Annotated in this window: 21 protein-coding genes and 1 pseudogene; 15 read left to right on the forward strand and 7 right to left on the reverse strand. The window is 60.2% G+C overall.

Annotated features, from left to right (window positions below; all coding sequences use genetic code 11):
* Window positions 1–226 precede the first annotated feature (226 nt).
* The 6 genes and pseudogenes from ENJ54_00965 to ENJ54_00990 all read right to left on the reverse strand — a co-directional run bounded on the left by ENJ54_00965 (window position 227) and on the right by ENJ54_00990 (window position 4,217).
* Window positions 227–766 carry a PIN domain-containing protein gene (locus tag ENJ54_00965; protein ID HFC08415.1) on the reverse strand — a complete coding sequence of 180 codons (540 nt, stop codon included), beginning with the start codon at window positions 764–766 and terminating at the stop codon, window positions 227–229.
* Between the two features lie 12 nt (window positions 767–778).
* Window positions 779–1,543 (reverse strand): hypothetical protein, encoded by a 765-nt coding sequence (locus ENJ54_00970; protein HFC08416.1) that lies wholly within the window; start codon window positions 1,541–1,543, stop codon window positions 779–781.
* A 441-nt stretch (window positions 1,544–1,984) separates the two neighbouring features.
* Window positions 1,985–2,185: a hypothetical protein gene (locus ENJ54_00975; GenBank protein ID HFC08417.1), complete on the reverse strand. Its 201-nt coding sequence runs from the start codon at window positions 2,183–2,185 to the stop codon at window positions 1,985–1,987.
* 315 nt (window positions 2,186–2,500) lie between these two features.
* Window positions 2,501–2,698: pseudogene (locus ENJ54_00980) on the reverse strand (hypothetical protein).
* A gap of 173 nt (window positions 2,699–2,871) precedes the next feature.
* Window positions 2,872–3,711 carry an AIM24 family protein gene (locus ENJ54_00985; protein HFC08418.1) on the reverse strand — a complete coding sequence of 280 codons (840 nt, stop codon included), beginning with the start codon at window positions 3,709–3,711 and terminating at the stop codon, window positions 2,872–2,874.
* A gap of 107 nt (window positions 3,712–3,818) precedes the next feature.
* Entirely contained in the window at window positions 3,819–4,217 is a 399-nt protein-coding gene (locus ENJ54_00990) for a helix-turn-helix domain-containing protein (GenBank protein HFC08419.1), read from the reverse strand.
* A 147-nt stretch (window positions 4,218–4,364) separates the two neighbouring features.
* Between ENJ54_00990 and ENJ54_00995 the strand changes: the two genes are divergently transcribed.
* Complete coding sequence (locus ENJ54_00995) at window positions 4,365–4,706, forward strand: hypothetical protein (protein HFC08420.1); 342 nt, start codon at window positions 4,365–4,367, stop codon at window positions 4,704–4,706.
* Here the strand turns inward: ENJ54_00995 and ENJ54_01000 are convergent.
* Window positions 4,692–4,940, reverse strand: a complete 249-nt coding sequence (locus ENJ54_01000) for a hypothetical protein (protein ID HFC08421.1) — start codon at window positions 4,938–4,940, stop codon at window positions 4,692–4,694. The two genes, ENJ54_00995 and ENJ54_01000, sit on opposite strands and share 15 nt — an antisense overlap.
* Window positions 4,941–5,141: 201 nt before the next feature.
* Between ENJ54_01000 and ENJ54_01005 the strand changes: the two genes are divergently transcribed.
* From ENJ54_01005 to ENJ54_01070, 14 genes are all read left to right on the forward strand, one after another.
* Window positions 5,142–5,417 (forward strand): hypothetical protein, encoded by a 276-nt coding sequence (locus tag ENJ54_01005; GenBank protein ID HFC08422.1) that lies wholly within the window; start codon window positions 5,142–5,144, stop codon window positions 5,415–5,417.
* Complete coding sequence (locus ENJ54_01010; protein ID HFC08423.1) at window positions 5,414–5,815, forward strand: hypothetical protein; 402 nt, start codon at window positions 5,414–5,416, stop codon at window positions 5,813–5,815. The genes ENJ54_01005 and ENJ54_01010 overlap by 4 nt, the downstream gene beginning before the upstream one ends.
* 12 nt (window positions 5,816–5,827) lie before the next feature.
* Window positions 5,828–6,169: a hypothetical protein gene (locus ENJ54_01015; protein ID HFC08424.1), complete on the forward strand. Its 342-nt coding sequence runs from the start codon at window positions 5,828–5,830 to the stop codon at window positions 6,167–6,169.
* Window positions 6,169–6,483: a hypothetical protein gene (locus ENJ54_01020; protein ID HFC08425.1), complete on the forward strand. Its 315-nt coding sequence runs from the start codon at window positions 6,169–6,171 to the stop codon at window positions 6,481–6,483. Before ENJ54_01015 ends, ENJ54_01020 begins: the two co-directional genes overlap by 1 nt.
* On the forward strand, window positions 6,473–6,784 hold the full coding sequence (locus ENJ54_01025) for a hypothetical protein (GenBank protein ID HFC08426.1): 312 nt from the start codon (window positions 6,473–6,475) through the stop codon (window positions 6,782–6,784). The genes ENJ54_01020 and ENJ54_01025 overlap by 11 nt, the downstream gene beginning before the upstream one ends.
* Window positions 6,765–6,986, forward strand: a complete 222-nt coding sequence (locus ENJ54_01030) for a hypothetical protein (protein ID HFC08427.1) — start codon at window positions 6,765–6,767, stop codon at window positions 6,984–6,986. Before ENJ54_01025 ends, ENJ54_01030 begins: the two co-directional genes overlap by 20 nt.
* Before the next feature lie 31 nt (window positions 6,987–7,017).
* Window positions 7,018–7,281 (forward strand): hypothetical protein, encoded by a 264-nt coding sequence (locus ENJ54_01035; GenBank protein ID HFC08428.1) that lies wholly within the window; start codon window positions 7,018–7,020, stop codon window positions 7,279–7,281.
* Between the two features lie 157 nt (window positions 7,282–7,438).
* Complete coding sequence (locus ENJ54_01040) at window positions 7,439–8,161, forward strand: hypothetical protein (protein ID HFC08429.1); 723 nt, start codon at window positions 7,439–7,441, stop codon at window positions 8,159–8,161.
* Window positions 8,162–8,386: 225 nt separating this feature from the next.
* Window positions 8,387–9,133 carry a hypothetical protein gene (locus tag ENJ54_01045; protein HFC08430.1) on the forward strand — a complete coding sequence of 249 codons (747 nt, stop codon included), beginning with the start codon at window positions 8,387–8,389 and terminating at the stop codon, window positions 9,131–9,133.
* Between the two features lie 4 nt (window positions 9,134–9,137).
* Entirely contained in the window at window positions 9,138–9,932 is a 795-nt protein-coding gene (locus ENJ54_01050) for a hypothetical protein (protein ID HFC08431.1), read from the forward strand.
* Window positions 9,929–10,714, forward strand: a complete 786-nt coding sequence (locus tag ENJ54_01055) for a PD-(D/E)XK nuclease family protein (protein HFC08432.1) — start codon at window positions 9,929–9,931, stop codon at window positions 10,712–10,714. Before ENJ54_01050 ends, ENJ54_01055 begins: the two co-directional genes overlap by 4 nt.
* Window positions 10,698–11,522, forward strand: coding sequence for a hypothetical protein (locus ENJ54_01060; GenBank protein HFC08433.1), 825 nt, complete (start codon window positions 10,698–10,700; stop codon window positions 11,520–11,522). The genes ENJ54_01055 and ENJ54_01060 overlap by 17 nt, the downstream gene beginning before the upstream one ends.
* Window positions 11,519–12,088 (forward strand): VWA domain-containing protein, encoded by a 570-nt coding sequence (locus ENJ54_01065; GenBank protein ID HFC08434.1) that lies wholly within the window; start codon window positions 11,519–11,521, stop codon window positions 12,086–12,088. The genes ENJ54_01060 and ENJ54_01065 overlap by 4 nt, the downstream gene beginning before the upstream one ends.
* 6 nt (window positions 12,089–12,094) lie before the next feature.
* Window positions 12,095–13,567, forward strand: a complete 1,473-nt coding sequence (locus ENJ54_01070; GenBank protein HFC08435.1) for a hypothetical protein — start codon at window positions 12,095–12,097, stop codon at window positions 13,565–13,567.
* The last annotated feature ends 95 nt before the right edge of the window (window positions 13,568–13,662 follow it).

Raw genomic sequence — 13,662 nt, forward strand, 5'->3', positions numbered from 1 at the left:
AAAGCCCCCAACCGGGGGCTTTGCTTTTTCTTGATTGTGGGCGGGACAGGACTCGAACCTGCGACCTCTTCCTTGTAAGGCAGGAATCGGCGGTTGGTACCGCAGTTCGCTTCCCAAAGCCGTATAGCAGGAGATGCGCTCTGAGGTTGGCGCTCGGTGAACGGATGGGGTGGGTGGTAAGGTTCGGCCGAAGGGGAGGAAATTCGCAAAACACACAACGTGCTGATTAGAGAAGGCGTTCCTGAAAAGAGACTTTATCAAGGTAATGGATGTCAACAGTAAGGCCTGTTGCCTTGGCAAGTTCACGCAGGAAACGCTTGCGCTCGCCGCTATAGAAGTCGGCAATGTTGTGAGCGGCTGCGGTGGCTAAGATGGCAATGTCGGCGTGGAGGCAGCGCCTGGGGACCCCCATGATGTCTTTGTAGCGCGTGATAATGCCGCCTTCTTTGCGGTGGTGCATGAGGCTGGCGTAGATTTCAGCAGCGTGCGTGTTGAAGGGTAAGATGACGAATTGGGCTTGTAGCGTTTCTAACGTTTGGGCAAGTTTGTTTTCGCCACTGTACGCACTGTGGGAAAGGTATTCGCCTGCGACGACCGCAGGTAGCGCTATGCCGATTTTCTGCTCCCGAAATTGGGTAAAAAGATGCTGCGCTTTCTTTTGCAGCAGGAGCGTTTCGGCAGGTATGTCGCTGGGCGGGTCGTCGGACGGCGCGGTGAGGTAGATGAGGATATTGGTATCTATGGCGGCAAGTTTGACTTGTGGCATGGCGAGGTTTGTTTAGTTGTGAATATCGGCGTAGAAGCGGTCGGTTTGGGAAATGGGGGGCAGGTCTTTGCCAATTTCGCGGAGGGCGGCAAGGGCTTCGGCGGCGTCTTGGGTGGGGTTATAGGGAATGATTTCATCGGCGCGCATGTGCTCTATGGCGTGGTCGGTAAGACGGATGCGGGCTTCGCCTTTGAGGCCGACGGTTTTGTAGAGGCGGTCGGCGAGGGCGCGCGCCATTGGGATGCCGGTTTCGTTTTTGCGGGTGAGGTTGACGGTGAGGCTTTTGCCGTTGGGGAGTTGCAGGGTGGCGCGTGGCGGGTCGCTGCCGCCAACGCGAGTGAGAACGCCGTAGATGGTGGCGCGCTCAATAATGGTGGGGGGGGCGGCTATTTTGGTGTCAGGTGCGAGTTCAATGGTGAGGTCGGGTTCTGCAGGGACGCGCAGGGCGGCCAGCAGGTTGCGGCTGCGAAGACGGCGGACAAGGCCGGCGAGGGCTTCGTAGGCTTTGGCGTTGAGAATGCTTTTGCCTGCGGCGAGGGCCTGTTGAATTTGACGCAGGAGGTCAAGGGGGTAGCCGTAGGGAAGTTCGCAGACCAGAACGAGGGAGCCTTTGCGGATGTCGGTAAGACGCGCGCGCTGGGCAGCGCCTGGGGCTTCGCTGCCTGCCTGGGCTGTGAGAAGATGGTCGAGGTCTTCCAGAATGGCGCTGATGTCGTTGAGGGGAAGACCGTGGATTTCTTCTTCGGGGCTGGTGAGGGTGAGGGTGAGTTCTTTCATGGTTTGCGCTCCCCGGTGGGGGTGGGGGTTGTCAACTTGATTGTACATGCGGGGAGGCGTGGTGTCAACATGGCGAGGAAGGCGGTTGACAAAACTTTGCGGTTGCTGTATAGTGGGTGGGAACCCCCGTGCTCGTTCGCGGGCACGGTGCGGCGGCGGTTGCCGCCTGCTTTGCCCTCGCTTTGTGCGGGGGCGTTTTCTTTGAAGCCTCACTGGGGGTTAAAAGGCGGCGCGCCCTCTGGGGGGAGGGCGCGGACGCGGGGTGAACCCATAATTTTTTGCCGGTCGCCCTTACCGCCCCTTATGGGGAAACGGGCGGGCTCAGGGCTCCGGTGGCTTGGTGTACATATTGTACACGTAGGGAGGGCGGTTGTCAACAAGGGTTGTCATGGTTTGGCAGGGAAGCCCGCGGCGCTGTGGCGGGCTCAGTATTGGGGGGGGCTACAGCAGTATCGCGGCGAGCAAGAGCGCGGTGAGGGATACGAGCAGTGTGGGCAAGAGGCAGCCGCCGGTCATCATTTTGCCAACCTTGCGCTGGCGGCCACTTTTGGTGAGGGGAATGCCCGTGGTTCTGGAAATGCGCTGTTTGGCGCGGGTGACGCCTGTTGCCCGTTTCCAGGAAAAGCCTCCTCTGTTGGGCATGGTTGCCTCTCCTTATGGTTTGATTTCGATGGGGTAGGTCTGGCGATTGACGTTATTGACCGTGACGATAAGATGCCCTGTACCAGGTTTTGTTTTGGAGCCAATGACCCAGGCCCAGTAGCAAATGCCCTGGTCGTTGGCATAAGTGTTGCCCAAGCCTCTGGCTGTAGACCGGCGCCCGCTGGGGAGGATGTATTCCAGGGTGCAAAGGTTGCCGGGCTTGGTGAGGATTTGCATCCAGCCGCTGCCTTTGGGATGAACTGTGCGGCTGTAGCCCTGAAGGATGAAACGGTTGCCCAGATCATTGGGGTCAATGGTGGGGGTAACGGTGGGCGTGGGGCTGGGCGTAATTGTAGGTGTGAGGGTGATGGTGGGGGTGGGCGTGATGGTTGGCGTAGGCGTAATCGTTGGGGTGAGCGTAATCGTTGGTGTAGGTGTAATGGTTGGGGTAAGCGTGGGGCTTGGTGTGACGGTGGGGGTAGGGGAGAGCGTGGGCGTTGATGTAGGAAGAGGGATAACTAATCCTACTATAGTAAGGGCTGACATGCAGGTGCAGGTTGCACTGATGAACAAGCCTAAAACAAGAAGAAGCCACCCCTTGATGGTGCGTGGGGGAAACTTGTTTCGGATGATTTGAGTTCTTTTTGAGGGCATGTCTTGTCACCCCACAAGCGTGTACCCCTATTTTACTTTTTCCCCTTGTTCGTCGATGTGGTTGTGTGGGTATTGCTTGAACCAGGAGGTTGAGATAGTGAGCGTAAGCCCGTTTGGGTTGTAAGTTTTTCGTAGATTGCCTGGGTGGGGGCGATCCAAACGTATCCGTGGCCAGAGAAAGTTTGTAAAAGACCTTCTCCTGATACAGCGGTGGAGAGCAAGCTTTTGCTGCTTTTGCGCACGCTAAAGTCAACCTGAACGCTTCGCATAAGGGCAAAATTGCCATCAACAAAAAGCGTGTCGCCTTCAAGGGTAAAGCGCATGATTTCTTCTTGGGGAACAGGTGAATAGAGAACAGCAACGCCTTCGCCAGTGATTTTAGTTTGGAAAAATCCCTCGCCGCCAAGAAGTGCGGAAGAAATGTTCTTTTGGACAGCCGCGCTGATGTCTAGCCCAGCAGTGCCAGCGTAGAAAAGACTACGGTCTACAATGACACCGCTTTCTTTCTGGGTGATGCGATGCAGAAGGAAATGGCCAAAGGTGGGTTCGAGATAGATTTCGCCTGTGCCGTGAATTTCATTGACGAAAAATGATTCGCCAGCAACAACTTTGCGCGCCAGTCCCTTGAGGACGCCACCACCTGTGCTGGCCTTCATTTCCAGGTTGCCTTTCATGAAGTAAAGTGCGCCAGGTTCTACACGGACATGGGATTTGTTGAGCTTGATATGCACCATCTTTAAGCGCAAGCCGCTTTGCGTGGCGTAGAACAGTTTTTCAGCCGTGCGAATATCGGATGAGCCGCGCAGGATAGGATATTGAAGCACTTCAACAACAGTGCCATCGCCGACCTCTATTGAAGACAAGACTTCCATTTCATTGAGGTTAAGCATTTGTCATCTCCATTTGCGCTATTGTGCAAAAATAGTATAAATTTATACTGTTTTTGCGCAAAAAGTGAACACCTGTTCGCACACCCCATTTAACGCTCAAGAGCCGGGGCCCCGGCTCTCTTTTTATCGGAAAGTGATGAAACATCTAAAGGCGGAGATTCTTGCTGCGCAAGGAATTTGAGGAACTGAAGGGCTGCCTGACGTTTTTCTGGGGGGAGTTGTTTGAGAAGATGAAGGGCGATTTCGGTTTCTTCATCCTGGGGCGGTTTGGGCGGGAGGATGCCTGCTTTGCGGAAGACGACTTCGGGGGGATAGCCCAAAGCACGCGCAACGGCCTTGCAAAATTCAGGGCCTGGGGCGCGCTCCCTATTCAAAACCCGCGAGACAGTATTGGGGCGAATGTGCCCCCGCCGCGCCAATTCAGACTGTGACCAGTCTCTGCTTTTTAGTTCTTCTTCTAACCACGCTGCAAAGTCCATAGATACCATCCCTTCAGGTACAAAAACTATACCTGAAGAACTTATCCCTGTGGGGATTGCTATTTTCCCTCTTGACACATGGCGTATATTGGTGTATTATTATTCCAGCAGGGATAATACCAATCCCAAGAGACACAACAAACAGGGAGCGGAAGCATGGCAGAGGAACGAGAGCAGTATGTGACGGTACGGATGACGGCGCGGGGCCGTGAGAAGTTGCGACGGCTGGCGAAGTTGAACCGCCGGACGATGGCGCAGCAGTTAGAGTGGCTGATCGACCGCGAGTGGCGGGAGATGAAGGAAGGCGGCGGGCGGCGTGATGTGCCGCGGGTGACGGAAGACGGCTCGGTGGTTTACCGAGCGCCGTACACCACGGAGACGGTGGTGGTGCCTGCGGATGAGGTTGAGGCGCTGGCCGACGGCAGACCGCTGGACGAGGGCGTGCTGTGGGAGATCGTGAAGAAGGCACGCGGGAAAGGTGCGTTAGCGGTTAGGTGAGCAGCATTCCCGCTGGTATGCGGCCCAGGCTGCATCCAGCGCTTCAAAGCCTGGCGAGTAGATACTGCCCGATTTGACGAGGACGAAATTGCGCCAAACTTTGTAGCCTGCATTGCCACGAGGGCGGTCGGAAGTAGAGAAAGTATCCTGAGCGAAGTCGCCGATGATGTCATCACGATGGATTTGGCGGCGGAGCCAGGTAGAGAAGGTGCAAGCACATTGACGGTTAGACATGGCAGCCTCCGTGAGTGATTGTTGGAGAACGACATTTTCAGTATACACCGGAGGTTGCCAACCAAAGTAAGGGTGTTGGGGCCAAGCCGGCCCATGCGTTTCATCTTTTCCTCCTTGTGACGGGGAGGCCGGGCGCGAGCATGCTCGGCTTCCCCAGGGAGGGAAGCAGGAATTGCGAGTTGCGAGAAAGGAGCAACGGTGATGGCAGACGATTTGAGGAAAGAAGACAAGGCAGCGGCGGCGCTGGTATTGCTGGCCCTCTATGGGCAGCCAACCTATCACGCCGTCCACAGCATTGCCGTAAATTTGCCGTTACCACAGGACGCGGTGCTCGCAGATTTCATCAAGGCAGTGCAGGGGTGTACGGAATTTTGCCTCAACGAGAGCCATTACATCACTGAAGAGGCCGGGAGCGCATACCGCTATTTGCAAGCCCAGCGTCCGGAACTGCTGGCGGCATTGGGGGTGGAACGATGACCACGATGGCTTATGCTGACGACGGCAACGGCGCTCTGGGCGGTTGTGTAATGATTCTGCTGGCTCCCATTGTGCTGGGCCTTATCGGACTGGCGCTGGTGGTCGGGGGGCAGATTGCAACCAGTCAGCACGCCGTGGAGCGGCATGGTAGTGAAGCGATTGCCATCCGGCAGTGTGTGCAGAATGGCAGCAGCATTCGCAGGTTTTGGCGGCTACGCAATGGGCGGTATGCAGTGATGTGCAAATTGCCCGATGGGAAGTGGGGGATTGAGATTTTTGAGCGCTTACGTCAAAAGTGGCAGGAAGTGACGGCATTTGTGCCGCGTGACGGCAGCGCAGAGGCTGTACAGCGTTATTTGTGGCAGCGCGGCACACCAACGAAACCATTTTTGCCCTGAAAGGAGTGCGCGATGGACAGCCTGACGATGGTGAGGAAACTGGAAGCGGCGCGACGGTTGCGGGCACGGTTGAAGGTGGAAGCCGCGGAGGCGTGGGCGGCGTATTACCGAGCCTGCGACAAGGCCGAGGACGGGGCGCCCGACCCGGTGACGGGGGGCATTCCGGCGAATGTGCAGGCGAATATCGAGCGGCTGGGGGCCTGGGCCGAGGCGGTGGAAGCGGAGTATCAGAAGGCTTACCGTCTGGAAGGGATGCTGGCGGCGGCGATTTTGTGGCCGGAGAAAGCCACGGAAAGCATGGAAGATTACCGGGATTTGTTTACACCGATGGTAGCACAGTTGGAGGCGGTGTGATGTTAGGGGTGGATTTGGGGCTGTTTCTGGGCGTGTTTTTCGCTTTGCTGCTGTTTGGCGTAGGGTTCAATGCCTTCGTGGACTGGGCGGAGCGGCACGGTTACACCGAGGGCTACACGAGCCTGCTGGTGGTGCTGGGCGTGGGGGCGACTTTGGGCGGCCTGGCGGTGCTGGATTTTCGGGGCGCTTTGCTGGCGCTGCTGCTGTTCATTGCAAGCGGGCTGCCGATGGTAGCCGGTTCGGTGGTGCGGTATGTGCGGCGGCGGGCGGCAAGCGTGCGGGCGATGATTGACGAGGTGAAGCATGAAAATTGAGATTCTTGGCCCCGTGAGCAAAAAGGCGCTTGAGGGTCTTCTTCAAGACGCAAAAGTTCCTACGGCCATCATCCTTTCTCGTGACAGCATGTCCTACATACAAACTGTTGGCGACTGCAAAGATGGCTTCATCGTGGAATACCAGGAAGGCTCTTTGGAGCAGCACTATCGTTGCCCCAGTTTGTTGAAGGCTAATCAAGTGGCCAATCTTTTCGTCGCGTACCAGAACGGCGACGGTGACTGGAAAGAGCAGTGCTCGTGGGAGCATGTGAGGTTCAACGATGGCAACCAGGCCCCGTGAATGGCCGAACAGGGCGAAGGAAGCCCGCGACCGGGCGGCGGAGGAATGCGCCCGCGCTCACCGGGCTTTGCAGCCGCTGTTGACCGAGGGCAGCCGCTACACGGAGGTGGAGCGCCTGCGGCGGCTGGCGGTGGCGTTGGATGCGGTGCAAACGGCGCTGCGGTTTCTGGAGGGGGCAGGGGCGCAGACGAGGCCGTATTGAAATGGCGAGTTGCGAATGAGGAGTCAGGACGATGGCAACGGCAACGGTTTACGAAGTGCAGCAGGAAATGCCTACGGTGGCGCTGTGGGTTCCGAAGGGGGTGGACGCGCACCCGGCGATGGTGGAGACCCTGGCCTTTGTGGACTGGGTGGACGGGAAGCGGGTGCTCATCCGCGGCCTGGGGGTGAAAGAACAGTGGGTGCGGGCGGATGAAATCCGGGTGCTGCGCCGGTCGCCGAAGGTGAGGGTGGTGAATTGGCTGGGTGTTGTCCAGTTTCCCGAAAGGAGGGGATGATGTTCGGATGGCTACGCAGGATTGAGGCTGGCACGACGACGTGGCGGGATGCCGAAACTGCCATTTTCTGGCTGGCGGCGATGTGGGCGATTGGCTTCGTGATGGACGCTGTTTTGGTCTTATTCGTTTTCAAACATTCCTGAGAAAGGAGTAAACGATGTCTCAAGCAACTGTAGTGAACGACCCGTTTGAAGCGGCTTCCAAGGCCGCACCGCTGCCCGCTGAGTATTACGGGCAGGTGGAGGTGGACGCGTGGTTCTGCGTGCTGGAGAAAGGGCAAGGGCGGGTGCCCTACGACCCCCAGCAGCACAGCGTGGACAAGCGCCGCACCGCAATCGACATGGCCATCATCCCTTTGGCGGCTTCGGGGATGAATTACCCGCTGGAACGCAAGATGCTGGCCGAGAGCAAGGAATGGCGCAACATCGTATGGCAGTCGCTGAAGGCGTTAGGCTTCAACAGCCTGCGCGAGGTGAACGGCGCGTGGGTGAAGGTGAAACTGGTGCCCACGGGGCGCAAGTACACCAACAGCGCGGGCGAAGAGAAGGAAGCCACCACCTTCAAATTCCTGGCTGTGTATGACAGCGAAGAGGAATGCGAGGCGGCTTGCCTGGGCACCGCAGGGGAAGACGACGAGCCGACGCCCACCGCTGCGCCCCAGGCCAGCAGCGAGCAGCCCCAGCCCCAGGCCAATAACGGGGAGCGCGCCACGGCGCTGCAGTTTGCGCAGATCATCGTGCAGCAGGCGCTGGCGGCTTTCCCGAATGACCTGAACGCGGCGAAGACGCGGGTGACGCAAGAGTTCGCGAAGATGCCCATCGTGAGCAAGTATTTCACGGTGGACAGCCCGGAGATTGCGGCGCTGTTTGCGCAGCAGTAGCGGGACGGCGGCCGGCGCGGGCGCTTTCGGGGTTGCCCGAAACCGGGGTTCGACTCCCCGGCGGTCGCTTAGGTGGGGCCCAGCGGCGTGGACGGCCCGGCGGGTGCGCCGGTGGGTCAGTGCATCCCCACCACTCCTTTCTCGGCGGGGGCGGGTTCCGGGCAAGCCTGCCCCCAACGAATGAAGAATTGCGAATAGCGAATTGCGCAAACAAGGAGCCAGAGGATGGGCATTGCAGCGGTGATGATTGACAGCCGTGAACCGGCGTGGGTGAAACATTTGACCTTTGGCGATGCGCCGACTTCGGTGGTGATGCTGGAAACCGGCGACCTGTGGGTTGCCACCGACGACGGGCACATGCTGATTATTGAGCGGAAGACGCCTGATGACCTGCTGGGCTCTCTGAAGGACGGGCGGCTGTTCCCGCAGATGGCGCGGCTGGCGGAAGAGCGCATTATGCAGCAATTGCGCGGCGAGAACCCGACGCGGTGGCCGTATTTGATTATCACGGGGGCGCTGCTGCCCGGCGAGAACGGCAAGGTGGTTACACAGCGGGGGGAGACGGGCTGGTCGTGGGCGGCGGTGCAAGGGGCGCTGCTGAACATTCAGGAGATGGGCGTTTTCGTGGTCTATGCTTCGGGGGACACAGATTACGAGCGGGCGGTGATGCGCCTGGCACAGCGGAAGCGCACGGAAGTGCAGGATGTGTTGCCGGCGCGCCCGGCAGAGATTGTGAGCCCGCGGGCGGCGTTTTTAGCCACTTTGCCCGGCGTGGGGGTGGAAACCGCAACGGCGGCGCTGCGGGTAGCCAACAACGATGTGGCGGTGGCGTTGGTATTAGCCTCTATGGAAGGCGATGCAGTGGTCAATAACCCCGTGCCAAAGCACATTCGCCGGAAAGTGCGGCGGTTTTTGGGGCTGAAGGACGGGGAGCAGTTCGCTATTTATCCGCGTGACGAGAAAGGAGTTTAGCCCTATGGAAGCCGTGCACGAAAACACACCCGTTTTGGCGCAAAGGCGCACTTTGACGCCGAATATCTGGCAAATGGTGCGCGAAATTGCACCGGTAATGCACAAAAGCCGCCTTTTTGGTGTGATGAGCCAGGAGCAGGCGGTGGCCATCATGCTGAAAGGTTGGGAGTTGGGTTTGAGCCTGACGGCATCGTTTGAGTTCATCGCCGTCATCAAGGGACGCCCGACGCTGACGCCGCAGGGCGCGCTGGCTTTGGCCATACAGAGCGGCGAACTGGAAGCCTTCGAAGTGCAAGACATCGAGAAAGACGGCCAGCCGTGGGCGTGCAAGGTAAGCGGCAAACGGCACAACGGGATGGCTTACACGCTGACCTACACGATGGACGATGCCCGACGGGCGGGGCTGGTGAAACCCGATAGCGCGTGGGAAACCTACCCGGCAAACATGCTGCGCTGGCGGGCGATTGGGTTTTGGCTTGATGTGGTGATGCCGGACATCATCGGCGGGATGAAACGGGCTGACGAGTTCGGCGCCGTGGTGGATGCCAATGGCGATGTGGTGGACGGCACGTGGACGGAGGCCGCCACGGCGCAGCCGCAGCCCAAGCCGCAGACACAGAATGAAACGGCGCCAGCGCTGCCAGAAGCCGGGGAAAGCCTGACGCTGAACGACCTGCTGGCTCGGTATGAACCGAGCAAAGTGATGGAAGCCCTGCGCGTGGTGACAGGCGGGCGGATGCCGAGCAGCGAGGAAGAGGTGAAGCGCATTGCGGAGCGCCTGGCAGGGGGTGGGGCATGAGTGTGCAGATTGAGCATTTGAGTTACTCGTCCATTCAGTTGTTTCTGACCTGCCCGGCGGCGTGGCGTTACCGGTACATCGAGAAAGTGCAGACGCCGACAAGCACGGCGTTGGTATTCGGCAGCGCGTGGCACAATGCGGTGGAAGCCTATGTGGGTGCGCGGGCGTTGGGGCAGGAAGCCGACCTGCTGGCGCTGTGGCAGCAGCACTGGCACGCGACGTTAGAAAGCCAGAGCGCCCCAGTGGACTGGGGCGCGGAGACGCCGGAGCAGCACTTCAACGAGGGCGTGCGGCTGCTGGAAACCGAAGAGGTGAAAACGGCGTTAGACGGGATTGTGCCGTTGGTGCAGGACGGCGCGCCGGTGATCGAGAAGCGGGTGGAGTTGCATGTGCCGGGCGTGCCGGTGCCGGTGATTGGGTACATTGACATCATCACAGCCGACGGGGTGCCGGGCGATTTCAAGACGGCGGCGCGGGCCTGGAGCCAGGACAAGGCCGCCAACGAGTTGCAGCCGGCGTTTTACCTGGCGGCGCTGAACCAGGCGGGCATTCCCACGCCGGGGATGAAGTTTCGGCACTTCGTGGTGACGAAGACCAGGAAGCCGCAGTTTCAGGTGCTGGAGACCACACGCACGCCGGAGACGCTGCTCTTTCTGTATCAGATGATCGGCAACGTGTGGCGGGCGATTGAGGCTGAGGCGTTCCCAGAAAACCCGACGACCTGGAAGTGCAGTCCGCGGTACTGCGAGTTTTGGGAGGTGTGCCGTGGGCGGTTCATGTGAGATTTACGGCGAGGGCGGGATGTTAGTGGTAAGGACGCCCTACGACCCGGCCTTTGTGGCGGCGCTGAAAGCGCAGGTGCCCCATGAGGCGCGGCGCTGGGATAGAGACCGGCGGGCGTGGCTGGTGGACGCGGCCCAGCGGGCGCGGGTGGTGCACCTGGCAGAGCAGTTTTTCGGCGATGTGCGGGTGCAGTTGGGGATGCTGCCCACGGCGCCGGTGGAGCAGGAGCGGGTGCTGGAGGTGCGGTATTTGGGACGCACCAAGCCGCGGGGCAACGGGGAGCGCACGGCGTTTGCATGGGTGGACGGCGGCTGGAACGCGATTTTCCCTGAAGCGGTGCTGCGGCGCTGGTTCGACGGCACGGAAGCGCGCCCAGGCGACGCACCCACGCTGTGGCAGGTGCTCGGTATTCCTGCGGGGAGCGACGATGCGGCCATCAAGCGGGCTTACCGGCGGATGGTGAAGCAATGGCACCCGGATGTGTGCAAGGAGCCGGACGCGGAGGAGCAGTTTCGGGCCATTCAGCGGGCGTATGAGATTTTGAGAGACCCGGTGAAGCGGGCGAAGTACCAGGCGGGGCTGATGTTAGCGGCCAGCCTGCCAGCAGATGCCCAGGCCGAAGCCGCCCCCCAGGGCTACCGAGCGCCGCTGCGGTGCGGGCTGGTGCGCGCCCGGGGGCGCGAGGTGCTGGGGCGCTTTGTGGTAAGCGAAATTCTGGCCTGGGACGACATTACGAACGCACGCGGCGAAGTGCTGGTGAGCAGTTGGCCGCCGGGGGCTGACCACTTCGTGGAGGTGTGGCAATGACGGGCACGGCCATCGTTCCGGGGAGCCTGACGGCCATTGCCAGGCAGCAGGGCGCAAGCCTTGCCGAGGCATTTGTGAATGTGGATGCGGTGGTGATTGTGGATGTGAGCGGGAGCATGGCGGCAAAGGACAGCCGGGGCGGGAAGAGCCGCTATGAGGTGATGTTGGAAGAGTTGGCAGCGTTGCAAGCCAACCTGCCGGGCCGGGTGGCGGTGGTGGCGTTCAGCGATGCGCCGGTTTTCGTGCCCGGCGGGCAGCCGCCTTTGCTGGGCGGCACAACCGACATGGCGGCGGCGCTGCGCTTCGTGAAGCCGGCTGATGTGGCAGGGGTGCGGTTCATCATGGTGAGCGACGGCGAGCCCAACGACCCTGGCGAGACGTTGGCAGTGGCGCGCACGTTCCAGCAGCGGATTGACGCCATTTATGTGGGTCCAGAGGAACACCCGCTGGGGAGGGACTTCCTGCAGCGGTTGACCGAAGCAAGCGGCGGCCAGACGCTGACGGCGGCGCTGGTGCAGAATCTGGCCCTGGAAACGGCCAGGCTGATGTTGACCGATGGGCGATGATGTGCAATGGGCGAAACGCTGATGCGACGACTGCTCAACACGGGCATATCAGCCCACGACGCGATGGTGCTGGACGAGCACTTTGCCAGCGAGAAAGGCTTCCTGGAGGGGCTGGAAGACGTTGCCCGCCTGTTGGCCTTCGATGGACCGGCGGGCATCCTTCCCCCCGTCGGGGAGCCGTGGCGAACGCTGTGGGAAGCCATGCAAAACGAGCCGCCAGAAGCCCGCGGCGAGGCGTTTGCCGAGGCGCTGGCCGGTTTCCCCCCAGAGGTGCAGGTGGCCATCAGCGGCGCGGTTTCCACGCGCCAGGCCGAGCTGGTGCGCTTTCAGGACGAGCTCAACAACAAGAAGCGCCGCCAGACGAAGGATTACATTCGGGCGCTGGCGAATCTGGGCTACACCTTTCGCATGAACCTGTGCGACGACAGCATTGAGGTGAGCGGTGAGCGGCTGACCGACCCACTGCGCGCCGAGATTCGGGCGAAACTGCGGGACACGGGCATTCGGGAAGTCAATGTAGCCGAGGATGCCTACATGGCCGAGGCGTGGAAGAACCGCTATCACCCCGTGCGTGATTTCCTTTTTGGCCTGAAGTGGGACGGCAAAGACCACCTGGGTAACCTGGCAAGCCATTTTCAGGACGAGCAGGGCGTTTTTGCCATCTGGCTGCGGCGGTGGGCCATTGGCGCAGTGGCGCGGGTGATGGCCAACGGGGTGCAGAACCGAATGCTGGTGCTGGACGGGCCGCAGGGCATTGGCAAGAGTTACTTCGCCCGCTGGATCGCCAGCCCATTAGACGGCTATTTCTACGAGGGGCCGATCAACCCCGACGACAAGGACGACCGCATTCGGTTGATGCGGGTGTGGATTTGGGAAGTGACGGAACTGGGCGCAACAACCCGCCGGGCCGACCGGGAGGCGCTGAAGGGCTTCCTGAGCCTGCGGGAAGTGACAGTGCGCAAGCCCTATGGCCGCTATGACGTGGTGAAGCCTGCGATGGCGAGTTTCATCGGGACGGTAAACAACGAAGCGGGCATTCTGACCGACTACACAGGCAACCGGCGCTTCATGGTAACGCGGCTGACGAGCATCGACTGGGGCTATACGCAACTGCGCCCCGAAGACATTTGGGCGCAGGCCACAGCGCTCTACCTGGACGGGGAGCCGTGGGAACTGACGAAGGAAGAATGGGCGAAGGCAGAGGAAATCAACGAGTATTACACGGTGGAAGACCCGGTGCAGGGCGCGCTGCTGAAGCACTTCGAGATTGACCCCCAGCGGCAGGATTGGTGGATGGCGACGGTGGACATTGTGCGGATTTTAGAGGCGGAAGGTTACCGATGGAGCACGCTGCGGGGCGCGAGCATGGCGATTGGGCAAGCGGCGGCGGCGCTGGGGTTGCGGAAAGCCAAAGGCAATACGGCATCCAAGCGAGTATGGGGCTGGTCTGGCATTCGGCAAAAGAGCGCTTTGCCGTAGGAGCGAGAACCATGAGGTTGGACAGGTTGGACACAGGTTGGACACTTTTGAAGAGGTTACAGCGCACATTTAATAAAGAAGAGCATGTACTCTGC

The organism is Chloroflexota bacterium, from assembly GCA_011322445.1.
Taxonomy (GTDB): Bacteria; Chloroflexota; Anaerolineae; order Anaerolineales; family DRMV01; genus DRMV01.

What these genes read in the sequence shown, in the direction of transcription:
- ENJ54_00965 (HFC08415.1), bottom strand. Translation starts at nt 766, where the DNA reads ATGCCACAAGTCAAACTTGCCGCCATAGATACCAATATCCTCATCTAC.
- ENJ54_00970 (HFC08416.1), bottom strand. Translation starts at nt 1,543, where the DNA reads ATGAAAGAACTCACCCTCACCCTCACCAGCCCCGAAGAAGAAATCCAC.
- ENJ54_00975 (HFC08417.1), bottom strand. Translation starts at nt 2,185, where the DNA reads ATGCCCAACAGAGGAGGCTTTTCCTGGAAACGGGCAACAGGCGTCACC.
- ENJ54_00985 (HFC08418.1), bottom strand. Translation starts at nt 3,711, where the DNA reads ATGGAAGTCTTGTCTTCAATAGAGGTCGGCGATGGCACTGTTGTTGAA.
- ENJ54_00990 (HFC08419.1), bottom strand. Translation starts at nt 4,217, where the DNA reads ATGGTATCTATGGACTTTGCAGCGTGGTTAGAAGAAGAACTAAAAAGC.
- ENJ54_00995 (HFC08420.1), top strand. Translation starts at nt 4,365, where the DNA reads ATGGCAGAGGAACGAGAGCAGTATGTGACGGTACGGATGACGGCGCGG.
- ENJ54_01000 (HFC08421.1), bottom strand. Translation starts at nt 4,940, where the DNA reads ATGTCTAACCGTCAATGTGCTTGCACCTTCTCTACCTGGCTCCGCCGC.
- ENJ54_01005 (HFC08422.1), top strand. Translation starts at nt 5,142, where the DNA reads ATGGCAGACGATTTGAGGAAAGAAGACAAGGCAGCGGCGGCGCTGGTA.
- ENJ54_01010 (HFC08423.1), top strand. Translation starts at nt 5,414, where the DNA reads ATGACCACGATGGCTTATGCTGACGACGGCAACGGCGCTCTGGGCGGT.
- ENJ54_01015 (HFC08424.1), top strand. Translation starts at nt 5,828, where the DNA reads ATGGACAGCCTGACGATGGTGAGGAAACTGGAAGCGGCGCGACGGTTG.
- ENJ54_01020 (HFC08425.1), top strand. Translation starts at nt 6,169, where the DNA reads ATGTTAGGGGTGGATTTGGGGCTGTTTCTGGGCGTGTTTTTCGCTTTG.
- ENJ54_01025 (HFC08426.1), top strand. Translation starts at nt 6,473, where the DNA reads ATGAAAATTGAGATTCTTGGCCCCGTGAGCAAAAAGGCGCTTGAGGGT.
- ENJ54_01030 (HFC08427.1), top strand. Translation starts at nt 6,765, where the DNA reads ATGGCAACCAGGCCCCGTGAATGGCCGAACAGGGCGAAGGAAGCCCGC.
- ENJ54_01035 (HFC08428.1), top strand. Translation starts at nt 7,018, where the DNA reads ATGGCAACGGCAACGGTTTACGAAGTGCAGCAGGAAATGCCTACGGTG.
- ENJ54_01040 (HFC08429.1), top strand. Translation starts at nt 7,439, where the DNA reads ATGTCTCAAGCAACTGTAGTGAACGACCCGTTTGAAGCGGCTTCCAAG.
- ENJ54_01045 (HFC08430.1), top strand. Translation starts at nt 8,387, where the DNA reads ATGGGCATTGCAGCGGTGATGATTGACAGCCGTGAACCGGCGTGGGTG.
- ENJ54_01050 (HFC08431.1), top strand. Translation starts at nt 9,138, where the DNA reads ATGGAAGCCGTGCACGAAAACACACCCGTTTTGGCGCAAAGGCGCACT.
- ENJ54_01055 (HFC08432.1), top strand. Translation starts at nt 9,929, where the DNA reads ATGAGTGTGCAGATTGAGCATTTGAGTTACTCGTCCATTCAGTTGTTT.
- ENJ54_01065 (HFC08434.1), top strand. Translation starts at nt 11,519, where the DNA reads ATGACGGGCACGGCCATCGTTCCGGGGAGCCTGACGGCCATTGCCAGG.
- ENJ54_01070 (HFC08435.1), top strand. Translation starts at nt 12,095, where the DNA reads ATGGGCGAAACGCTGATGCGACGACTGCTCAACACGGGCATATCAGCC.